20 protein-coding genes are annotated in these 20,310 nt (G+C 67.3%); 11 read left to right on the top strand and 9 right to left on the bottom strand.

The window, feature by feature from the left end:
* Nucleotides 1-31 precede the first annotated feature (31 nt).
* On the bottom strand, nucleotides 32-274 hold the full coding sequence (locus WMR31_RS16460) for a helix-turn-helix domain-containing protein (RefSeq protein WP_251719355.1): 243 nt from the start codon (nucleotides 272-274) through the stop codon (nucleotides 32-34).
* Nucleotides 275-301: 27 nt separating this feature from the next.
* On the opposite strand from WMR31_RS16460, the gene WMR31_RS16455 reads away from it, so the two are divergent.
* Nucleotides 302-997 (top strand): helix-turn-helix domain-containing protein, encoded by a 696-nt coding sequence (locus WMR31_RS16455; protein WP_340539959.1) that lies wholly within the window; start codon nucleotides 302-304, stop codon nucleotides 995-997.
* A gap of 3 nt (nucleotides 998-1,000) precedes the next feature.
* On the opposite strand, the gene mobF is transcribed toward WMR31_RS16455, so the two are convergent.
* Nucleotides 1,001-3,643, bottom strand: coding sequence for a MobF family relaxase (mobF, locus tag WMR31_RS16450; protein ID WP_340539958.1), 2,643 nt, complete (start codon nucleotides 3,641-3,643; stop codon nucleotides 1,001-1,003).
* 228 nt (nucleotides 3,644-3,871) lie between these two features.
* On the opposite strand from mobF, the gene WMR31_RS16445 reads away from it, so the two are divergent.
* Complete coding sequence (locus WMR31_RS16445; protein ID WP_340539957.1) at nucleotides 3,872-4,210, top strand: DUF3024 domain-containing protein; 339 nt, start codon at nucleotides 3,872-3,874, stop codon at nucleotides 4,208-4,210.
* Between the two features lie 70 nt (nucleotides 4,211-4,280).
* Nucleotides 4,281-4,937 (top strand): JAB domain-containing protein, encoded by a 657-nt coding sequence (locus WMR31_RS16440; RefSeq protein WP_340539956.1) that lies wholly within the window; start codon nucleotides 4,281-4,283, stop codon nucleotides 4,935-4,937.
* On the opposite strand, the gene WMR31_RS16435 is transcribed toward WMR31_RS16440, so the two are convergent.
* The 6 genes from WMR31_RS16435 to WMR31_RS16410 form a co-directional block, all read right to left on the bottom strand.
* Nucleotides 4,930-6,006 carry a restriction endonuclease subunit S gene (locus tag WMR31_RS16435; RefSeq protein ID WP_340539955.1) on the bottom strand — a complete coding sequence of 359 codons (1,077 nt, stop codon included), beginning with the start codon at nucleotides 6,004-6,006 and terminating at the stop codon, nucleotides 4,930-4,932. The two genes, WMR31_RS16440 and WMR31_RS16435, sit on opposite strands and share 8 nt — an antisense overlap.
* Before the next feature lie 41 nt (nucleotides 6,007-6,047).
* Entirely contained in the window at nucleotides 6,048-7,544 is a 1,497-nt protein-coding gene (locus tag WMR31_RS16430) for a class I SAM-dependent DNA methyltransferase (RefSeq protein ID WP_340539954.1), read from the bottom strand.
* Nucleotides 7,541-8,395, bottom strand: a complete 855-nt coding sequence (locus tag WMR31_RS16425; protein WP_340539953.1) for a nucleotidyl transferase AbiEii/AbiGii toxin family protein — start codon at nucleotides 8,393-8,395, stop codon at nucleotides 7,541-7,543. The genes WMR31_RS16430 and WMR31_RS16425 overlap by 4 nt, the downstream gene beginning before the upstream one ends.
* Nucleotides 8,392-8,982 carry a type IV toxin-antitoxin system AbiEi family antitoxin domain-containing protein gene (locus tag WMR31_RS16420; RefSeq protein WP_340539952.1) on the bottom strand — a complete coding sequence of 197 codons (591 nt, stop codon included), beginning with the start codon at nucleotides 8,980-8,982 and terminating at the stop codon, nucleotides 8,392-8,394. Before WMR31_RS16420 ends, WMR31_RS16425 begins: the two co-directional genes overlap by 4 nt.
* Before the next feature lie 72 nt (nucleotides 8,983-9,054).
* Nucleotides 9,055-11,421 carry an EcoAI/FtnUII family type I restriction enzme subunit R gene (gene hsdR / locus WMR31_RS16415; RefSeq protein ID WP_340539951.1) on the bottom strand — a complete coding sequence of 789 codons (2,367 nt, stop codon included), beginning with the start codon at nucleotides 11,419-11,421 and terminating at the stop codon, nucleotides 9,055-9,057.
* Nucleotides 11,422-11,505: 84 nt separating this feature from the next.
* A complete protein-coding gene (locus WMR31_RS16410) occupies nucleotides 11,506-12,597 on the bottom strand; it encodes a hypothetical protein (protein ID WP_340539950.1) in 1,092 nt (363 codons plus the stop codon).
* 114 nt (nucleotides 12,598-12,711) lie between these two features.
* On the opposite strand from WMR31_RS16410, the gene WMR31_RS16405 reads away from it, so the two are divergent.
* The 3 genes from WMR31_RS16405 (at nucleotide 12,712) to WMR31_RS16395 (ending at nucleotide 16,132) form a co-directional block, all read left to right on the top strand.
* The gene (locus tag WMR31_RS16405; RefSeq protein WP_340539949.1) at nucleotides 12,712-15,207 is read left to right on the top strand and encodes a hypothetical protein; all 2,496 of its coding nucleotides are present in this window, start codon (nucleotides 12,712-12,714) and stop codon (nucleotides 15,205-15,207) included.
* Nucleotides 15,208-15,561: 354 nt separating this feature from the next.
* A complete protein-coding gene (locus WMR31_RS16400; RefSeq protein WP_340539948.1) occupies nucleotides 15,562-15,843 on the top strand; it encodes a type II toxin-antitoxin system RelE/ParE family toxin in 282 nt (93 codons plus the stop codon).
* Entirely contained in the window at nucleotides 15,818-16,132 is a 315-nt protein-coding gene (locus WMR31_RS16395) for a HigA family addiction module antitoxin (protein ID WP_340539947.1), read from the top strand. The genes WMR31_RS16400 and WMR31_RS16395 overlap by 26 nt, the downstream gene beginning before the upstream one ends.
* Nucleotides 16,133-16,326: 194 nt before the next feature.
* On the opposite strand, the gene WMR31_RS16390 is transcribed toward WMR31_RS16395, so the two are convergent.
* The gene (locus tag WMR31_RS16390) at nucleotides 16,327-16,902 is read right to left on the bottom strand and encodes an SMI1/KNR4 family protein (protein ID WP_340539946.1); all 576 of its coding nucleotides are present in this window, start codon (nucleotides 16,900-16,902) and stop codon (nucleotides 16,327-16,329) included.
* A 168-nt stretch (nucleotides 16,903-17,070) separates the two neighbouring features.
* Here WMR31_RS16390 and WMR31_RS16385 point away from each other — a divergent pair, with 168 nt between their 5' ends.
* From WMR31_RS16385 to WMR31_RS16365, 5 genes are all read left to right on the top strand, one after another.
* Nucleotides 17,071-17,352, top strand: coding sequence for a type II toxin-antitoxin system Phd/YefM family antitoxin (locus tag WMR31_RS16385; RefSeq protein WP_340539945.1), 282 nt, complete (start codon nucleotides 17,071-17,073; stop codon nucleotides 17,350-17,352).
* A complete protein-coding gene (locus WMR31_RS16380) occupies nucleotides 17,349-17,612 on the top strand; it encodes a type II toxin-antitoxin system RelE family toxin (protein WP_340539944.1) in 264 nt (87 codons plus the stop codon). The genes WMR31_RS16385 and WMR31_RS16380 overlap by 4 nt, the downstream gene beginning before the upstream one ends.
* 4 nt (nucleotides 17,613-17,616) lie before the next feature.
* Nucleotides 17,617-17,916, top strand: coding sequence for a type II toxin-antitoxin system RelE/ParE family toxin (locus tag WMR31_RS16375; RefSeq protein ID WP_340539943.1), 300 nt, complete (start codon nucleotides 17,617-17,619; stop codon nucleotides 17,914-17,916).
* Nucleotides 17,917-18,015: 99 nt separating this feature from the next.
* Entirely contained in the window at nucleotides 18,016-19,068 is a 1,053-nt protein-coding gene (locus tag WMR31_RS16370; protein ID WP_340539942.1) for a hypothetical protein, read from the top strand.
* A gap of 96 nt (nucleotides 19,069-19,164) precedes the next feature.
* Nucleotides 19,165-20,280 (top strand): acyl-CoA dehydrogenase family protein, encoded by a 1,116-nt coding sequence (locus WMR31_RS16365; protein WP_340539941.1) that lies wholly within the window; start codon nucleotides 19,165-19,167, stop codon nucleotides 20,278-20,280.
* Nucleotides 20,281-20,310 lie beyond the last annotated feature (30 nt).

The following is a 20,310-nucleotide window of genomic DNA, read 5'->3' as shown; positions in this document are numbered from 1 at the left end:
TCGTCTCTCGGAGATCCGACGGTGGGCAGGGTCATCGGTCGTGCTGGGGACGGTTGGTCTGCTCGGTGAGCCAGAGGATGAGGTCGGCGCGCCAGTAGCGGACGTGGCGGCCGATCTTGAAGCTGCGCGGCCCGCAGCCGAGGTGGCGCCAGTAGCGCAGCGTTCCCTCGGGGACGCGGAGGAAGCGGCAGGCTTCCTGGAGGGTGAGCATCTCGTCGCCCGGGCCCTTGCCCGCGCGGTGGCTCTCGTTGGAGTTGATCGGTGAAGCGGTCATGGCGGTGCTCCTCATCTGATGAGACACGTGGGTGTCGCGGCCGGCATTTCCAGCCTCACCCGTGAGGTGTGCATGGCGCTCCAATCGATGATCAGCGATATTGGATGGGTGGCACCGAAGACGGTGATCGAGGTCGCCCGTCGCGCAGCGGGCATGTCGCAGCGCCGTCTGGCCGCGATCGCCAGGACGCAGCAGTCGTCTGTCTCGGAGTACGAGTTGCGCCGGAAGTCGCCGACGCTCGACGTGGTCGAGCGGCTTATTGATGCCGCCAACGCACGGTTGGCCGTGAAGCCCATGGTCTTCTTCGAGCTCCACGACGATGAGGAGATCGGACGGTTCTTCGTTCCCGACCGACTCTGGTCGGTGCCGCTACCGGACTGCTTCGCCAAGGTGCAGATCCTCAGGTACATCTTCGAGACCCACGACGACCAGGTCTGGGATCTTTCGGACGAGGCTCAGCGCATCGCCTACTACGAGCTCGCCCTCGTCCGTGCGCCCGCCCAGATCCTCGAGGACTCGGTGGACGGCCTGCTTCTGATCCAGGCATGGCCCAAGCTGGACTTGCCCCAGGCGATCCGTGAGGCGTGGCAACCGCTGATCGACGCCGCCACCGCCTCGCAGGACCGACCGCCGCGCGATCCCGGCGGCATCAGTGCGCGCATCGCTGGCGAGATTGGCCTAGCGTGGCCGCCGAGAAGGGAACGAAAGCGCAATCGCGCCTGATGCTCACGGCCCGAGGCTCGGCCCTCGACTCGCCGCGTGCGTCGGCAAGGGCGGCGGTGGCTGCGCTGGCCGCCTGCGGGGCTGCGCCCCGTAGCGCTCGATCGCGTCGATCGCCTGGCTGCGTGCGTGCGCGGGCCCGAGGTCCGCGCGGTCGCGTGCGAAGGTGTCGATCCACTGCTTCCGGGCTCCCCCGACGGTCTCGGCGACGAGGTGGGCGACGTTGGTCTGATGGCCTCTGGTCATTGCGACGTATGCCGAAGCGGCGCCGCTGGTCTCGCTCAGGGCGAAGTGGGCTCGGTCAACGGTGTCGCCCTGGGCCCCGTGGACTGTGGTGGCGTAGGCGAGCTCGACGAACCGCGCGGCGTACTCGTCTGGGATCTGACGCTCACGCCCCCTGCCGCGGAGCGTGATGCTGCCGTCTTTGCCGATGCCGGTGACCGTCCAGGTCTGCCGGTTGGCGACCTGGAGATCGGGATGGTTGCGGCGGGTAGCGACTCGGTCGCCTACCGCGATCCGTTCGCCGGCCGCGGTGATGATCTCGCCGCGATTGGGCTCGTAGTCGCCTCGTCGTTCGCGGATGGCGGCGTTGAGGTCGGCCACCTGCTCCCGCCGGTCTGCGATGACGAGGTCGCCAGCGGCTCCGACGTCGGCGAGTGCCGCGGTCCGCTCGACCTCGGAGGCATGGACGACGATCTGACGGCGTCGCTGGAGCTCGTCGAACACGCGTCCCGGTCCGTCGCCGTTGCGCATGCGGAGGCTGAGCGCGGCGTACTCGGGATCCTCGAAGCGATGCACCCTGTCGAGCGAGACGACGGCGGTCGGGTGTGCCCAGGCGATGGCGTGGTCGAGTACGCCGCCGCGGCCGACGGCGGGTAGCTGGTGCCGGTCGCCGACGAAGGCGATCCGCGCGTCGGCTTCGTCGGCGATCGTGAGAAGCGCGCGGGCGGTGTCTTGGTCGAGCATGCCGGCCTCGTCGACGAGCAGGAGATCGCCGACGAGTAGTCGCGCCGTCTCGTCGGGCACTGTGCCGGGTTCGCGGGTCCAGTGGCCGTCGGCGTCCCAGCGCCAGCCGTGCTGGTGGATGAGCCAGGCTGCGGAGTGGCCGTCGGCGCCGGTCTCGGCAGCGGCGACCTCAGCCGCCTTGAGTGTCGGGGTGACGACCACGAGCCGGTGCCCCTGGCGGGCGAGCATCGACTGGGCCGAGCGCAGAGCCGTCGTCTTGCCGGCGCCCGCCGCGCCCTCGATCACGACGAGCTCGCCGTCGCCAGCGAGCGCGCCGACGACAGCGGCTTGTGTCGGGGCGATCCGGTCGAGCCCGCGGGCGCCGACACGAGCTCGGCCGGCTGGTCGCGTCCCTCGGCGTGACAGGCGGGCGATGAGATCGGCCTCGACGTCCTGCACGCGCGGCGAGGTGAACGACCTGACGTGCGCCGGAACGTCCTCGCCCTTCAGCAGTCGGCTACACCGCCCGACGGCCCGCCCCGTGATGTCCTCGGCCAGCTCGACCCGCACCGCCCGGCCCGCGATGAGGCAGGTCTGAGCGAGCAGGACCTCCGTCTTTCCGCGGATGTCGGCCTCGTTCCACGCCGAAGCCCTCGAGCCGAGAATGGAGACGACCAGGTCCGCGGCGGCATCCCGGTCGATCCATCCCGCCTGGGTGCCTTGAAGGGTGACGGACCCTGCCGGGCCCCTGTAGCCGAGGTCGCGGAGCTCATGGTTCCACCGGGCGACGAGCTCCCGCCCGTCGCTGGGCACGATCTTGTCGGGTCGAGCCTCGGCCCATGCCCGCCGGTCCCAGACTGCGCGGCGCCGTGGGCCGGGCTCCTCGCCGGGATGCTCGCTCCGCCATGCGGCCTCGTAGCGGTCGACGTTGCGGCGGATCTGCGAGGCCCTGGCGCTGAACGCTCCCGCGTACGGCATGAGCTCGCGGATCTCGCTCGTGCCGGGGTCGATCGTGAATCCGTGGGCTGCGAGCACGGACCGAAACTCCGGATCGGTGGTCACAGCCGCGTGGCCGATGCCGTTGATGGCCTCGATCGAGTCGCGGAAGCCGACCGAGTGGAGGGCGCGCCAGCCACCGGCGGCGTACACGCGGGCGTTGATCTGCAGGTGTAGGTGGCGGTGTGGATCGCCGGCGCGGGACGTGTAGTGCCGGATGATCGCTGCCTCGATCTCCTCGACCGGGACTTGCACCTGACGACCGCGCGGCCCGACGCGGGTGGTCGCGTGCGCGGCCACCCAGGCGACGATCTCCTGGGCGGCCTTGTCCTGGGCCGCGTCCAGCGCGGCCGAGATCTCCGGATGCAGCGCGGCCGCCAGCGACCATGTCTTGGGTCCGTTGACGGTGACCTCGACGAAACGTAGCGCGTTCGCGTCCTCCCGGACCCGACCCTTCTTGGAACCGGTGCCGATGTCGATCCCAGCGACCCACTGCTCATAGGTTTCGCCGTCCATCGAGCCGGCTCCCGCGACGCCAGCCGGGGTCGCGGTCAGCCGCTCCGCGACGCCGCTGTCCTCGCCGAGGTAGTAGTCATCGGCGCGCGAGCGATCGCGCTCGACATAGGAGCGCGCGGCACGAGCAGCGCCTCGGTAGAACTTCACGCCTCCGTGCACGTAGATCACCGCCCCAGCGACGTCCGTCGACAACCAACGGACCCCTAGAAATGCCGCGTGGGCCGCCCGATCACGGGCAACCCATCTACGAACCTTCGTAGCATGCGTGCCGCAGGAAAGGGAGGTGTTGAGAGGGCGAAGGGCGGGTGGAGGCTGGGGAGATCTTAGGGACCGACGAAAGTCGATGATTGTCAGTCAAGGGTGGACGAGAGGGGTGGGGCAGGTTGTCGGTGGCGGTGGTGCTCGTCAGATACTGAGTCCATGGCTGTCCCGGAGACCGATCTCGCGCGGATCCGGCGGTTCTGCGATGAGCAGGTCCCGCCCGAGATGCGGGACCAGGTGCGTGTGGAGCCCCGCTTGCGCGGTCGCACCGTCACGATCGTCGAGCATCGGCCGCTGTGGAATCCGGCCCTGGGCCCGGAGTGGACCGACACTCCGCAGGCTCGGATGAAGTACGACGAGCAGACTGCCGGCTGGACCTTGTACTGGTTCGACCGGAACTCCCGAGCCCATCTCTACGACCTGCTCGAGCCGAATCAGCCGATCGAGCGGCTGTTGGCCGAGTACGATGACGACCCGACGTGCATCTTCAAGGGCTGATCCGGCCGATCTTTCCACAGGCGTCCGCAACGCCATCGTGGCCGGCCGTTCAGCGACCTAGCGTTGCGGGATGTCGACCAGGTCGCGGGCGCTCTCCAGCGATGCGCCGTGTGAGCGACTCCTGCGCTTGGGACCTGGTGCGCTCAGCGACGCCGAACTCGTCGCCCTGGTCGCCGGCGTCGAAGCTCAGGGACGCAACGACGTTGCGTTGGCCCACGAGCTGATCCTCGAGTGCGGTGGGCTGCACAGCCTGGCGGTGGCCTTCCCCGAGGAGCTGACGCGATCATCGGGCATCGGCACCGCTGGGGCGGCCCGCCTGATCGCTGCGTTCGAACTAGCGGCGCGCGCAAGAGATGCGCCGACTATCCGTGTCGTGGACTCCGCAGCCGCGATCGCCGAACTGGTCTCCCCGGTGCTCGTCCGCGAGCGCCGCGAGAAGCTCGTGGTCGTCGTGGCGGACGCCGCCAACCGCCTGCTGCGCATAGTGCCCGTGTCTACCGGGGGCCTGGATTCGAGTCCGCTGCCTGTCCGAGAGGTGCTTCACGCAGTGCTGCGGCACGACGGTCGAGCATTCGGCCTTGCGCACAATCACCCGTCAGGCGATCCAATCCCGAGCCGCCAGGATCGCGAGGCCACCGTCGCCATTGGCCGCGCTGCCGATGCGGTCGGACTCCGGTTCCTCGACCACGTGGTGATCGGAGGCACGTCGTGGCGCAGCGTCAGGTGAGTGCGGCGAGCTCTTCGTTCCTTGCGGCAGGAAGTAGGGCGGCCGCCAGCGTTGCTCGGTGTGCCGCCAGATCCTCGACCTTGGCGAGTCGGAGGAGGTTGGCACCGACTCGGCGTTGGGCCGGGAGGTCCGGCAACGGGATCTCGAGCATCTCGAACTGATCAATCTGAACTCGCTGTCGCCGCTGACCCATCCCTGAGGTCGCGGCGGCCAGTTGCTCCGACAGTCCGCGCCAGCGCAACACCTGCCCGAAGTAGTCGAGATCGACGTTGGTGTGCACGTTGTACGTCGGGAACTCGCTGGATACGAACCACCCGTCTGCCCACTCAGGCACGATGCCGACTGATCCCTCCCAGCCGAAGAGTTTCGAGTAGATCAGCTGTCCGGCATGCACCGCGTACAACGTCGAGTACTTGGTCTCCGCACCGTGTATCGGCGGCTTGCGGAAGACGCCGCGGGCTCGATTGAGGAGACCGAGGTTGGGGTATGTCTCGCCGGCTTTGACGCTGACTGGTTGTCGAGCAAGCGTGGCGATGTCTCTGATGCGCGACCTTTGCGGAACGTTGTCGAGCAAGCCGTCTCGCAGGGCCGCAGTCGAAGGTGCGCCGAACGATGTCGTCGTCGCCGAAATGCGGTCGAGACGAGCGGCGATGCGCCGTTGCGAGTCCAGGCTAGGAAGTGGCAGCAACCCGTCCAGGAACGCTCCGGGCTGTAGGCGTCGTCGCCGGACGTTGGTGCCCGTCGAGCGTGCCGCAAGGGACCGCCAGAAGGGTTCCCATGCGAACAAGTGGCGGAGGTATCCCGCTTGTGCCTCGTCCGAGCAAATCGTGAAGACGCAGTATTCGGGAGAGACATAGCGATCCCCCAAGTCTTGTTCTACGAAGGAGAACGCACCCTCCCAAGCTCCGAGCTTGGGATAGATCAGGTCGCCCGCCCTCACCAGCTGCAGTTCGCGATACTTCGTATCCGCTCCTCTCAGCGAGCCGGCGTCGAATGATCCGCGGGAGAAGTTGCGGGCACCGACCAATGGGTACGTTTCAGTGGGCGAGACGGGCATCATGCGGCGCACCTGTTGTAGGATGTCCCCGACTCGAACCTGTCGCACAGCCATTAGGCGCCGCTCCCGAGTTCGACCTGAAGCTCGCGGAGGGCGGCGAGGATCTGCTCCTCGACCGCGATCAGTTCCTTGACGAGGTCGTCGGATGAGTGGTGCGTCAGGTCGTCCGCACGATGCGGGTTGCGCTGGTCAAGGTTGTATGCGTCTTCCGCAAGCGTCGCGGCGTCGACCTTCCATGCGTACTCGTTCTCCACCCGGCCGGCTCGAGAACGACCGCCCCACCATTCGGTGAGATCGGCGAACTCCTCGTAGCGCAGCGGCTTGGTCTTGGTGTAGTTTTTCCGCCCGTCCGGGAGGGGCTGCTCGTAGAACCAGATGTCCCTCGTGGGACCGCCGTACTCGAAGAAGAGCAGGTTGGAGGGGATGAGGGTGTAGGGCGCGAACACGCCGTTCGGCAGTCGCACGACGGTGTGCAGGTTGAACTCGGTGAGCAGCTTCTTCTTGATTCGTGCCGGCGCACCTTCATTGGCGAAGAGCACGCCGTTGGGGACGACGATCCCGCAGCGGCCCTTCTTCTTCTCCAGGCGCGCCATCACCACCTGGAGGAACAACCAGGCGGTCTCTGATGTCCTGGAGTCCGCAGGGAAATTCTCCAGGCTGCTGCTCTCCTCCTCGCCGCCGAAAGGTGGGTTCGTCAGGACGACGTCGACGCCGGCCTTTCGCTGGTCGGCCAAGGCAAAGGTCAGCGAGTTCGTGCGGGTGACGTTCGGCTGCTCCACCTCGTGCAGGAGCAGGTTCATCTGGCAGAGCAAGTAGGGGAGCGGCTTCTTCTCGAAGCCGATGATCGAGCTCTTGGCTTTGGCGATCTGGGTCGCAGACGTCGCCTGGGCCCGGAGATGCTCGTAGGCCTCGACCAGGAAGCCACCCGTCCCGACGGCCGGGTCGAGCACCGTCTCTCCGAGGCGCGGGTCGACCTGCTCGACCATCAGCCGGATGACGGGCCGCGGCGTGTAGAACTCACCGGAGTCGCCGGCGGCGTCCCGCATCTCGCGCAGCATCGACTCGTACAGATGCGCCATGGTGTGGATGTCATCGGCGGAAGTGAAGTGAACCTTGTCGATCTGGTCGATCAGGTCACCCAGCAGGTAGCCCGAGAGCATCCGGTTGTTGGTCTCCTTGAAGACCGATCCGAGGGTGGTGCGGGGGTCACCCGCTTGGCCTGATCCCTTGAGCCGGCCGAGGCCAGGGAGCAGCGTCCCGTTGACCCAGTTGATGAGAGCGTCACCCTGCTTCCGCGTCGTCGGGTCGGCCGCCCATACGCTCCATCGCAGTTCCTGCGGTAGCGCGGGTCGGTAGCCGGGATCGACGATCATCCGGTTCTGTTCGAGGTCGTCAAACGCCTTGAGGAAGAGAAGCCATGAGAGTTGAGGAAGTCGGTCGAGGTCGCCGTTGAGTCCGGCGTCCTTGCGCATGATGTCCCGGCTGGACTTGATGACCGACGCGAGGCGCGCCTGTGGGGTCTGGGCGGCGGCCTTGGCGGCACGGGTCACTGGTGATTCTCCTCGGTGGCGAGCGCCTCGGCGTAGATCCGTTCGGCGGTGGAGCGGGCGGTCGAGTAGTCGATGTCCAGATCGAGCTCGGTCGCCATGGCTGCATAGTCGTGAGTCCACGATGCAGGAAGCTCGGGGAGCTGTGCCGGTGGTGGCACACCGTCGCGCACCTGCCAGACCGTCCGCAGCCGATCGGGCAGGTCAGGATGCGGCAGCAGTCCCGCCTCCGCCAGCAGCACCACGTCGACCAGATCTTTCACGCGACTGCTGGGTCGATCGCCGGCGTACGTGCGGGCCATCGCGTGGAACTTCTCGGCAGCGTGCTGGGCGACGACTACCGCCGGCATCGTGGTGCTGCTCAGACGCTCGGGGAGGATCGGCGGATGCACCTCGAGCGTGCCCACGGCGCCTTCGATCTCCGCGCTCCGTGCGACGACGTCAAGACGCAGTGGCGCAAAGACTTTGCCACCGAGGAACGATGTGACGGTGAACTTCCAGCCGGGGTTGCCGGCCTCGTCTGGGGAGATGGCCTTCGGAGCGGACACCTGGAAGGTCAACTCGTCGTCTGCGTCGACGTCGAGGGCATCGAGCAGCCGTTCCTGCACCTCGGCGCCGTCGAGATCGTCAAGCATGGCGAGGTCCAGGTCCTTGGTCGCCCGGGCCTGGAGACCGAGTCGGATTTCGAGGGCGAAGCCGCCCCTGAGCACCCATCCCTCGGTCGCGGACAGCCGGACCAGGATGCGCTGAAACGCGAAGTGGCGGCGGATGCGGTCCGGTGCGACGTGTCGCTCTGCCGCGACGTTGGCGAGGCGGTGGTTGATGCTGTCGCGGAGTGCTCGGTCGACGTTCATGCCAGCGCCCCGAGCGCGCGTTCGATTCGGAGGGCAGCCCGGTCGCCGGCCTCGTCGGAGCGAGCGCGGATGCGTCGCGCGGTCGTCAGCCCCTGGTCGAGCGCGGCAGAGACAGCGGCATCGAGTTGCTCCTGCGTGGTGTGGCCCGATGCGAGATCGAGGAGCGTGCGCAGCGGAGTGGTCACGCGCCAGGCGCCCTGGTTGAGCACGTCGGCGGCAGGCAGGTCGCACGGATGCGTGACCACGGCCGGGTCCACGGCCCGGAACCCGGGAGGGACTGACAGGTGCACGTGCCGCGGATCGAGCTCCCCGAGATCGTGGACGATCGCGGCCGAGTCGTGGGACACGACGCCACGGCCTTCGCTCCACAGCGTCCAGCGCACCCACTGGTCCTCCGGGGCGGACGGCCAGTCGGGGAGTCGGAACAGGCCCCGATCGACGCGCAGCCAGTTGCCACTGTCGACGTGGTACTTCTGCGCCTGGTAGCTGTACCCGAGGTCAAGGGCCTGGGCGGCGGTGAAGTAGCCGGCCTGGCTGAAGGCAAGGCGCTGCAGTGCGAGCCGCAGGTCCTGTCGTGTGCCAGCCATGACTTCAGCATAGCGGAACTGAAGTCAATATTAACTTTAGTTACGCGTTGACGGTGAGCGCTAAAGTCAAACTCACGCTGAGTACAGCCAGCCCTGGAGCCTCCCGATGGCGTCCCGCCAGCCTTCGACACCGCCGAAGTGTCGAGCGGCTTCGACCGGTGAGCCGTAGTTGCTCAGCGGCGGCACCTGGAAGGCGTAGATATGGGTCATCTCCTCGACGCCGTACTCCTCGTAGCGGTCGAGGAGGGCGGAGATGATCTCGCGGGCGGTCGGCACAAGCGCCTCGAGATCGTTCGCGTGGTCCTCGCGTACCAACCGAGCGCGTTCCGCCCTGGTTCGTTGCGGGACGTTCCAGGCGGCGTGGGCGAGGACGTCGAAGGGGTCGGTGTCGGGGGAGAGCTCCAGTCGGCGCAACATCTCTTCGATGGATACCCCGCGGGAGGCGAGGCTGTCCTCCAGGACCGCCCGCAGCTGGGGATCCGCCCAGCAGGCGCGAAGGTCGTCGATAGTCGGACAGAGGATGCGCACCTGACCGGCCAGGTAGTCGGCGTACTCCACCAGGCGGAGAGCGCCGGTGCTCGTGTCGGCGACGTAGTAGGCCTCGGCTGTGACGGTGACTTCCGCGCCGTCGACGTAGTACTTCCTCGCCGGCGGCTGCTGAACCTCGCCCTCGGACTGTGACAGATCGAAGGTGGGCTCAGGCTCGCCGAGCGACGGCATCTCCAGGTCGGCCTCCCCGGCATCGGTTTCGAGGACCTCGCCGTCCGTGTCGATGCGCTCGGTCCTGACGCGCACCGGTTCACCGTCGAAGCCTGGATCGGAGAAAAGGACCGACGCGCCGACATAGTCCACGATCTCGAAGGAGTACTTGTCGTTCTCGGGATAGAGCCTCGAGCCGCGACCGACGATCTGCTTGAACTCCACCATCGAGCCGATCGGGCGGAACAGCACAACGTACTTCAGGTCCTGTACGTCGATGCCGGTGGACAGCATGCGCGACGTGGTGGCGACGACGGGTGAGGACGACTCCGGGTCACTGAACCGGTCGAGCTGGCGCCGGCCGGTCTCGCCTTCGGCGCTAACGATGCGGACGACCCAGAACGGATCAGCCGCGACCGCCGATGGATTGTGCGCGACCATGGCCTGCCGCATCTGCTCTGCGTGCTCGGAGTCGACGCAGAAGACGATGGCGCGACCAGGCCTCTCGCGGAAGATCTGGCTCAGGTGGCGAGCTGCGGCGTCAGTGCGGCGCAGGAGTGAGACGAGGCGTTCGAAGTCGCGGGTCGTGTACAGGCCATCGGGGATTTCCCGGCCGAAGGTGTCGACCTCGCCGGGGTCCGGCTGCCAACCTTCGGCGTCCGGAGTGAGCACGACGCGTCGTACGGAGTAAGGCGCGAGGTAGCCGTCCTCGATGCCCCGGCGCAGGGAGTACTCGAAGACCGGCTCGCCGAAGTAGTCGTAGGTGTCGACGTTTTCCTCCCGCTTCGGCGTCGCGGTCAGTCCGAGGTGAACTGCGGAGTTGAACCGGTCGAGCACCGCTCGCCAGGACGACCCGGGCACGGAGCCGCGGTGGCACTCGTCGACGATCACCACGTCAAAGAAGTCCGGCGGATAGCCCTCGAATGTCGACTCAGCGTCGTTGCTGTTCTTCAGTGACTGGTAGGTGGCGAAATAGATCTCCCGACCCATGACGGCGTGTCCCTGGATGCGCGTGGCGCCCTCACCGAACACGGGCCTGAAGTAGCCATTGAGCGGGGACTTGACGAGCGCGTCGCGGTCAGCGACGTAGAGGATTCGTCGGGGTCGCTCGGCATCGACAGCCCGCCAGTACGAGAGGAGCTTCCAGCACAGCTGCAGTGCGGTCAGTGTCTTCCCGGAGCCCGTGGCCATCAGCAGGAGCACGCGGTCCTGGCCGGCGAGGATCGCGCGCAGGACGCGGTTGATGGCGACCACTTGGTAGTAGCGCAGCTGGCGGACGGAGCCGTCGGCATTGGTCAGGGTCTCCGACAGGGGCTGGGAGAGTGCGGAGCGCGCATCTTCATCCAGGTGGTGCTGGCGCGCGTAGCGATCCCAGAGCTCGGGCGGCGTCGGGAATGCGTCCAGGTGTCGCTCGGTCCCCGTGGACAGATCCCGCTCGATGATGGTGTGACCGTCCGAGGCGATCGCGGTCGGAAGGTCGAGGGCGACGGCATACTCGATAGCCTGCTGGAGACCCTGCCCCGGGCCCGAGTACTCACGCTTCGCCTCCACCACGCCGACAGGCAGGCCCGGCACGATCTCAAGCAGGTAGTCGACCCGGCCGTCGCCGCCGAGGGTTGTGTTGGTGGCGAGATCGGAGCGGACGACGTACTCGGTGCGGAAGCTGTCCTCCCACCCGGACGCCAACAATCTCGGAACGACGAACTCGCGGCAGGTGTCCCGCTCGTTTCGCCCCGTCATGACTTCAGGCTATGGGAGGCGGGGCCGCAAACTCCGCCTTTCCCGGAGACCTGGGAACCGCGTGCTACGGAACCGACAGGACGGCTACCGCAGTTCGTCGGTAGGCCCTGACTCGTCGCCAAGGTCCATGGTTCGGGCGACGACTGTCTGCAACAGGGTGGGCAACTCGTTCTCGAGAGGCGGTCGATCAGTAATCGCCGTCGCCATGAATGCCCCGATGGCCGCTAGGTCGAGGTCGCCCAGCAACTCTCGTGAGGCCTCAGTGCCTGGCGCATCAGCCGAGCCAAATCGCTCCCGTAGTTCGCTGTCCGTCATCCGTTCTGACCAAGAAGCCACGGTTAGCCACGCCGGCCTGCCGTTCCCGTAGTTCTCCTGGATGGGTCGACTGACAACCGATACTCGGCGGTCGAGTGCATCCACTCGGCGGACGCGGGGGTCGTCGACCTCCGCCAAGGTCGACGCGACTGCGCTCATCTCGCGCCAGATCGCCTGCTCGTGATCCGCGCTGAGTGCGACAGGCTCGCCAGGATCGAAGTGATCAATCGATGTGCCGGCGTCGGTTATCCATGCCCACGACATCGACCATGAGGGCGGAGTGGCGATGCTGGAGTGCTTGGCAACCTTGAGCGACCAGTTGTGCATGCCCTTAAGCTTCGACTTCTGCACGGCAACCGGGCGCCCGGATCCAACGGGACCGGTTGAGCCGCGGCCCCTCGCCTCAATTCCGTGCCAGCCAGAACTTGTCTGAACGATGAAGTCAGGGCGGCTGCCAGACGCAACGTACAAGGGGGAGGCGTTGCTCAGGCGGTCAGCGTCCAGGATGGCTCGAAGCGGATGCCAGCCGTAGACGGACGCCGACTCAATCGCGATGCACAGGCCCAGGGACTCGGTTAGGAAACGCGACATATGAGATGGGCAGGACATGGCTGCGCCGCTCCAACTGAGCGCCACGCCGGGTCGCCAGTTGGTGTTCTCTAGGAGGAGTGCCGTTTCGGCGGCAACAGTGAGCAGCGTCGGCGGTGCATATGGCCGACGGACCACGAACGCCGAGACGAAAGGCCACCACGTTGGTCGAACCTGCCACGTCTTGTCCGCGACGTGCGACCACACCCCAGCTGGAACCGTTGGGGATGAGGGAGATATGCACTGGTAGGTGCGTGCCGCCGCGAATGCCATGGGCAATCTTTATCGCGACTGGCGCCATGCGGCGCCCCGATCGGGCGTGGTCAGTTGGCGAGGTCCTCGCCGCCGAGTCCCAGAGCGTGACCTGACTGGCGATAGAACTGTCCCATGTCCATCTCGACGCCGACTCTCGACTACGCCGCCATCGACCTGATGTTGCGCGCGCCGCGCGTTGCCGTGATCGTCGATGGGTCCGACAAGGGATGGGTTGCCGCCGCGCGTATCGCGCTGGCCCAGTGCGCGGAGGTCTGGGGCGGCGCAGGATTCGTGCTCGTCCCCCATCATGATGGCAAAGTCGACCGAACCGTTCTCGAGGCTGTAGTCGCCTATGACCCGGACTATGTGGCGACTTCGGCGCGCACGATCGCCGAGCGCGAGACGGCTTCCCCGGGTGCTCTTGTGCTTGCCGATGAGAACGGCGCCCCCATCACGGGCGAAGAACGCGTTGAACTCATCGCCAGGGTCGGTGAGCAGGAGCCGTTCGACGAGTTGGCCGCCGCTGCTCGAGACACGGTTGTTGCCGCCTGCAGCACTCATCGCATGCGGGAGGAGGACGAAGAGGGAGAACCCGTGTGGGACGACCCGCTTCATCAGCTCGGCAATGCGGACCCCACGGGCTTAGGGCTCACCCACGTCGACAGGCTCCGTGCGTTCGCCGACAAGGTGTGCGTAAGTGCGCCTCCGGCCTGGGGTGGTGCACTCGGCCTCCTCGCTGCAGCAAAGCTGGGTGCGGTGCAGCGTCCCGATCTCACGCCGAGCCCCCCGACGGTGACCGGCGACGCCGCAGTCTGGATGGCCGCCTGGCTGCAAGGGGTGTTCAACCTCGTTCCGCAGGAGGCGACCGAGCTGGTCACTAATCCGTCGGGCGGCGCGACGTTCGGATTCCAGGTCGAACAGCTGCCGCAGGCCTGGCACAACTCCCTGGCCGGGCTGACTTCGGTCAGTGTGGGTAGCACACGCCAAAACCCCGCATGGGTGGTTGTCGGGGACTCGCCCGACGACTTCGCTGTCTGGATGGTGCTCGACCGGCTCTACGGAAACGCGGCATGGCTTCACCCTGACTGGTTCTCAGCAGACAGCCCTGAGTCACACGATGTTCTTCACTCGATCGCCTACGACTGGCAGCGAGCTAAGCGCGGCCTCCACGTCACCTCAGCTCGTGCGGACCAGGCAGACGTCGACACCGTCCGTGACCTCCTCCAAGGCGCGATCGACAACCCGCGGCCGGGCCGGAACCCCCCCCGAAAGCGAACAGTCACCTCCGGCGACATCCCCTGGAGTTACAACGGGTCACTGACCCTCGCAGCTCGCGACAACTTCAGTGCCGAGTTCCCCGTCCCGGTTCACCGAGACGGGGAAGGGGGAGTGGAGATGGTGATGAAGCCACCAGGCCTCACGCTCGCCGACTCACTTGCCCGCCAAGGCAGCCACGGCTTCAGCTGGCAGGTGGAGTTGAGCTTCGACGGGTCGGTGATGCCCCGCAGGCGCGGGCTACCTGGCCGCGAACTTTGCGCCAAAGGACAAGACCCAGCCCATACCTACATCCGGAACAGCCGGACGGGTATTACCTGGCATTCGGACCGGTACGACTTCACGACGCCCGGCATGGCGCCGGACCAGCAAGTCGCGCGACCCAAGGTTCGCGAGCTCTCGCTCAGCGACTGGGCGGAGGCCATGAGCAGGCAGCGTGGCTATACGACCCAGCACTCGGCATCCGGTATCAGCGCGCAGGTTCTCGCCACGCTTTGGGGCGGCCGCGGGCAGATGATCGACGACCTCGCCGGCCAGTGGAGCGAGGTGCTGCGGCTGTTCGGTCCCGCCGGTGCGGCAGGTAGCAAGGGAAGTAGCGCGACCTACCAGGAGGGACGTGGCGTGGTGATCACCGGCCACGGCGGCGTCCTCACCTTCAAGGGCATCGCGGGGTGCTGGCCCGACGATGTGGACCCCGGGGAAGTCCGCATGCAGGTGGATCGCCTTGTCAGCGGACGGGTCCTCCGCAGGGGATTGGCCCTCCTCTGCGCCGAGTGCCGCAAGGCGGCGTTCGTTGCGGTCGACGAGCTCTCACAGACCAACCGCTGTGCCAGCTGCTCCGCCAACAATGACCTGAATATGGCCGCCTGGAAGAAGCCCGACGACGAGCCCCTGTGGTTCTACGACCTCCATCCCGTCGCCCGCGAGCTCGTGCAGATGAACGGCGTCGCCCCGCTTGCAGTCGCTCACCACATCAAGGCATCGTCGAAGACCTTCACCGACGCCGCAGAGACCGAACTATTCAGCGGCAGCAAGCCGGTCGCAGAGACAGACGTACTCATCCACGCCGACGGCTTGGTTATCACCGGTGAGGTCAAGACAGGCGACCAGCTGCACAACAACGGTAAGGAGCGTCTGAAGGCCGTCGGCAAGCGGGCACTCTGGGCCGACGTCCTCAGGGCCGACGAGATCGTTCTCGCCACAACCCGGGACCAGTGGGTCCAATCGTCCGTCACTGCGATGACCGACTGCATGGCCTCATACGCTTGGACAACACCGGGTCACCGCCCACGACTACGTCTTCTCACCGGGGTTGGTGGGGCCGCGGTGGCGTCCGAGTATGTCGACTGGTGAACCATCCTCGAGATTCGGCCCTTTGCGAGGCCCTGCCAACCAGGACCGCTACGGGGGCAAACCGGTTGCGTGGTGCAGCCGACCGAAATGGCCAAGCAAGCCGCCCGGACACTGCCGGTACCGCCCTCGCCCAAGGACTCTCGCGGCGACACGGCGGTCCGCAAATAGTCCGCAGGAACTCCGGCCGAGGCCGGTTCTTGTCGACGACGTCCAACGGTCTCGAGAACGCGTTTGCGCAGGTCAGACGGTGTTCTCCGGCTTCAACCGGCGACAACCAACGACCACCGATACCCTGCGTGATCGTTCCGCTTCAACGTATAGCGTTAATAACGCGTTACGTTATATGACGACTCGGTGATCAGGTCATTCGGTGACCGAGAAACCGAGCGGCTCTGGAACCGTGAGCGCGTTCCGTCGATCGCCCCCCGGATCCAACGGGTCGCGCTGCGCAAGTTGCGTCAGGTTGGAAGCGCCGAGTCTCTTGACGATCTCCGCGTGCCGCCGGGGAACCGGCTCGAACCGCTCAAGGGCGGGAGACGTGGGCAGCACAGCGTCGGGATCAATGACCAATGGCGAATCTGTTTCGTGTGGAAGGACGGAGGTGCTGAAGATGTCCAGGTCGTCGACTATCACTGACAAGCTCGAGCCGATCCACCCCGGGGAGGTCCTGATGCAGGACTTCATCGAGGGGTTCGGCATCACTCAGAACAAGCTGGCGGTCTCGATCGGTGTACCGCCGCGGCGCATCAACGAGATCGTCCACGGCAAGCGCGCGATCACGGCCGACACGGCGCTGCGCCTGGGCAAGTACTTCGGCACGTCCGCGCACTTCTGGCTGAACCTGCAGGATCGCTACGACCTTGACGTCCAGATGGACCGGATCGAGGTCGAGCTCGAAGCGATCTCGCCGCTCAAGTCCGCCTGAGCGAGATCTCAAGGCTGCTCGGAACGCTCCGGCGACTCAGCCTGGATCCACCGATTCTCGCCTGCGATGCGCCACCATATGGGCACGCTGGCGGCGTTGCGGCCGCTCGGCGGTCAGAACGCCCTTCGCGACCGCGCCTTGCCATCGCACCCATCTGGTGACGCTCGCCAAGCCGACGATCGGTGGATCCAGCCTCAGGAGAGACCGCGATCCAGCCGTAGGCCGTTCTCCTCGTCGGCGCGGAAGGCTCCGGCGTCCAGCCGTTGCGCGAGCGCGGTGAGCCACGCGCCGAACGACGCGAAGTCCGGAACGGGGGTGGGCCCGTCGATCGGCAACTGGATGACCTGGCCAGCCTCCCCGGCCGGGAGCGGGTCGAGGTCGAGGGCGTAGCCATCGCCCTCGGAGTCGGTGAACTGCAGCCACCCGCGACAGTGGGGGATCGTGCGTACCTTGTCCGGGGTCATCCAGTCGTAGTCGGTGCAGTTCGGATCCGTGCCGAGCGCGCCGGCGCGCATCTCGGCGGCGGCGACCATCGCCTCGGCGCTGAGCAGGGTGTGGTGGTCGAACAGGTCCAGCAGGCGGGTCGGGTTGTCCTGCCCGTCGTGGCGTCGCAGGCTCGCCACGAAGTCCGCGGGTAGGTCGCTCCCCGCGGTCCGGGCCAGCGCGGCGAGGTCGTCGTCGTGTGCTGGACCCCGCAGGGTTGCCGCGACGTCCGGCAGAACGTCTCGCAGGGTGGCTTCGATGATGTCCCAGGCGGCGTCGACGTCCATGACCCGAGTGTCTCGTGTCGAGATTCTGTTGAGCGCATGGATCCACTTCGTCAACCTGACATCTGGCACACGACTACTGTGACGGCTTCTTCTTGAGGAGTGCGTCACGCAGCCCGCAGGGCAGGGCCACGCATCTCCGCCAGGAGTGCTTGCGCTAGAATTCTGTACATGACGACGATGCCCATCGCCGAGGTGCGCGCCAACCTCTCCAAGCTGGTCGAGGAGGCCGAGCGCACTCATCAGCGGGTCGAAGTGACGAGGAATGGCCGACGGGCCGCCGTCATCTTGAGCGTCGACGACTACGACTCGCTCATGGAGACTCTCGACGTCCTGGGTGACGCTGCGGCGATGGCCGACATTCGAGAGGCCGTGTCGCTGAGCGACGATCACTGGATCCCAGGTGACGAGGTCGAGGCCGAGCTCCGCGCGTCCGGCCGACTGCGTTCGTGACCTACGCGATCCTTCTGGCGCCGCGAGCGCGGCGTGCCTTGGATGTCGAACTGCCTGGGGTGGTTGCGGCGGCTTGCGCCGAGTTCATCTTCGGACCGTTGGCTCAGAATCCGCACCGCGTGGGCAAGCCGTTGCGCAACGAGTTGGCGGGCTTGTACTCCGCGCGGCGTGGTGAGTTCCGGGTGATCTACACGATTCACGTGGACCGGGTTGCGGTCCGGGTGATCAGCATCCGTCATCGCCGGGACGCCCACTGGTGAAGGCATGAGCTCGTTCCGGCTCTCGCCGGCCGCCCAGCGTGACCTGTCGCAGATCTGGGATCTCACCGAAGAGCGCTGGGGCGTAGGGCAGGTCGAGGCCGACCTCGAGGACCTGCGCGACGCGATCGAGCGCATCGCTGCAGATCCGACCCGAGGCAGAACCTGCGACGACATCCGCAAGGGCTACCGGTGCTACGGGAGCGGCAGTCACCTCGGGTACTACGTCGACCGGGCGGACGGCATCGGCGGAGTCGATGTGATCCTGATCCTCCATCAGCGGATGGATCCGTTCCGGGATCGATGAGATCGGTCCAGGTCGCATCATGAGCGGGCTCGTCGGATGCGATCGAACGATGGCGCCATTCCGCTCCATGTCCTGCGGAGCGGGCCTATCCTGCGCGACATGCTGAACCGGTCGATCGCCCTGCTCGTGGGCGTGCTCCTTGCTTGCGGCGTCACCACGGCGAATGCCGAGGAGTCGCGGGGCTCGCACGCTGCCCCCACGTATGCCGAGCTTCCGGTCGGCGCCCCGACCACGCTGCCTTGGTGGCAGCGCGGGCGGCTCCACGTCGGTGGCACCGTGATCTCCACCCGCAACAGCGACATCGTCTCGCGGAACGGGACCACCGTGGTCGCCCCGGGCGAGGAGCGCCGCCGGGACCACCGCACGACGTCGTGGTTCCTCGTCGAGGGGAAGCGCCTGGTGCGGCTGCCGGTCCGCGCGCCGAGCGGTCCGCCGTTGCTGTCCGCGAACGGGCGGTGGCTGGCGTGGCTGGAGGTGCGCGCGCGGGAGACCGAGGACTACTGGCGTATCGAGCGGTATCGGACGGTGATCTACGACGTCGAGCGGGGCCGGGTCGCCACCTCCTTCCGAGACCGCCGCCTGGTCGCGTGGGGGGACGGGATCAACGGCATCTGGCTGCGCACCCTGAGCAATCGCGGACGCCTCGTCCTGCTCCAGGGCGACGACGGGGTCAAGGTGCTGTCGCCTCGAGGCCGGCTGGCGCGCTTCGACGGTCCGCGGTCCGGATACACCTCCGTCGACGGATGGCCGCGCGGCACGACGGTGCTCCGATCGGGCGGGGTGAGCGTCTACGGCCTGGTCGGACGTGACGGCGGCTTCTCGCGGTCCGGCCGCTTCGCCGTGTCCTTCGCCGGTCTGTGGTCGGCCGACGGGAGGAACTACGCCTACTCCGACGACTCCTCCGAGGCCCCGACGTACTGGGTCCGGCCGCTCGACGGAAGGCCGGTGCGCCTCGCAACTCCGAGCGACGTGCCGTACCTCGGCGTCGTGGGATGGGAGTCCGCGGACGCGGTGATCCTCTGGCACTTCGACGACTACTCGAACCGGCCTACGTCGCGACTCGTGCGGTGCTCGGCGACGACCGGCGCCTGCGAACGCGTCCCGGGCGGACCCCGGCCCGGGGCCTGGGCCACGATGCCCTCCCGCTACTGACGTTCCGTGCATCGTGCGGCGTGGTCTCTCCGCGGTCTTCTGTATTGAAGTGAATTCAAGTAAGGTCGCGAGCAACCCGTCTTGCCAGGAGGACCAATGACCGAGCACGTCGCCGTCCGGCCGGAAGCCGATCCGTCGATCATGACGCCGTTGGAGGAGCATGAGGAGCTGCGCGGCGTGGTGCGCCACCTCCTGGAGAAGGACGCCGACCACGAGGCGGTGCGTCGTGCGGTCGAGCAGCCCCGTGGCTGGTCCGAGGATCTCTGGCAGCGGTTGAACCGCGAGCTCGACCTCGGGTCGATGATCGTGCCCGAGAGCCTCGGCGGCGCCGGCTTCGGGCTGCGGGATCTCGCGGTGGTCCTGGAGGAGACCGGGGGAGCACTGCTCTCCGAACCGGTCCTCGAGTCCTCGGTGCTCGTGCCGCTGGCGCTGGCCCTCGCCGACGACTCCGACGCCGTCGCCGACCTGCTGGCCGACGTCGCGAGCGGACGCCTCGTGGGAACGGTCGCCTTCGACTCCGCTCTCACCGTCGAGGACGGCCGGGTCCGCGGGAGCGTGCGCCGGGTCGTCGCAGGGGCCGAGAGCGACCTGGTGATCGCCCACTGCGCCGAGGGCATCGTCGCGGTGCGCCTGGGCGGCGAGGAGAACGCCGCCGCGGACGGCGTCTCGATCCGTCCGCTCGAGGTGATCGACCCGACCCGTCGGCAGGCCGACCTCGAGCTGGACGGCGCCGCCGCGACCATCCTCGTCGGGCCCGACCGCGCGGACGCCGTCTGGGCCCAGGTGTCTCGCGCCGCCGCCATCGCCGTCGCGGCCGAGCACGTGGGCATCATCCGGCGCCAGCTCGACGCGACCGTCGAGTACGTGACCCAGCGTGAGCAGTTCGGCCGGCCGATCGGCTCGTTCCAGGCGATCAAGCACCGCCTGGCCGACGTGCTGGTCGATCTCGAGCGGTCCCGCTCGGCGGTCGACTACGCCGCCGCGCTCTTCGACGAGGACCCCGAGGCCGAGCTCGCGGCCGAGGTCGCCGGCGCGGTGGTGACCGACGCCGCGATGCGGACCGTTCACGAGGCGGTCCAGCTGAGCGGGGGGATCGGCTTCACCTGGGAGCACCCCGCGCACTTCTACCTCAAGCGGGTGCTCGGCGACGAGGGCCTCTTCGGCACCGCTCGCGGCCACCGCAACCGCGTCGCCGACCTGATCGGCATCTGAGGCTCCGGAGAGGCGCAGTCTCCGAAGCGC

This window comes from Nocardioides epinepheli, from assembly GCF_037936805.1.
Taxonomy (GTDB): domain Bacteria; phylum Actinomycetota; class Actinomycetes; order Propionibacteriales; family Nocardioidaceae; genus Nocardioides.
The sequence above is the reverse complement of the archived record's forward strand: the minus strand, read 5'-3'. Positions and strand labels throughout refer to the sequence as shown.

Coding starts and splice junctions, on each gene's coding strand:
- WMR31_RS16460 (WP_251719355.1), bottom strand. CDS start 274: ATGACCGCTTCACCGATCAACTCCAACGAGAGCCACCGCGCGGGCAAG.
- WMR31_RS16445 (WP_340539957.1), top strand. CDS start 3,872: ATGGCTGTCCCGGAGACCGATCTCGCGCGGATCCGGCGGTTCTGCGAT.
- WMR31_RS16440 (WP_340539956.1), top strand. CDS start 4,281: ATGTCGACCAGGTCGCGGGCGCTCTCCAGCGATGCGCCGTGTGAGCGA.
- WMR31_RS16425 (WP_340539953.1), bottom strand. CDS start 8,395: ATGAACGTCGACCGAGCACTCCGCGACAGCATCAACCACCGCCTCGCC.
- WMR31_RS16420 (WP_340539952.1), bottom strand. CDS start 8,982: ATGGCTGGCACACGACAGGACCTGCGGCTCGCACTGCAGCGCCTTGCC.
- hsdR (WP_340539951.1), bottom strand. CDS start 11,421: ATGACGGGGCGAAACGAGCGGGACACCTGCCGCGAGTTCGTCGTTCCG.
- WMR31_RS16410 (WP_340539950.1), bottom strand. CDS start 12,597: ATGGCATTCGCGGCGGCACGCACCTACCAGTGCATATCTCCCTCATCC.
- WMR31_RS16405 (WP_340539949.1), top strand. CDS start 12,712: ATGTCCATCTCGACGCCGACTCTCGACTACGCCGCCATCGACCTGATG.
- WMR31_RS16395 (WP_340539947.1), top strand. CDS start 15,818: ATGTCCAGGTCGTCGACTATCACTGACAAGCTCGAGCCGATCCACCCC.
- WMR31_RS16390 (WP_340539946.1), bottom strand. CDS start 16,902: ATGGACGTCGACGCCGCCTGGGACATCATCGAAGCCACCCTGCGAGAC.
- WMR31_RS16385 (WP_340539945.1), top strand. CDS start 17,071: ATGACGACGATGCCCATCGCCGAGGTGCGCGCCAACCTCTCCAAGCTG.
- WMR31_RS16375 (WP_340539943.1), top strand. CDS start 17,617: ATGAGCTCGTTCCGGCTCTCGCCGGCCGCCCAGCGTGACCTGTCGCAG.
- WMR31_RS16370 (WP_340539942.1), top strand. CDS start 18,016: ATGCTGAACCGGTCGATCGCCCTGCTCGTGGGCGTGCTCCTTGCTTGC.
- WMR31_RS16365 (WP_340539941.1), top strand. CDS start 19,165: ATGACCGAGCACGTCGCCGTCCGGCCGGAAGCCGATCCGTCGATCATG.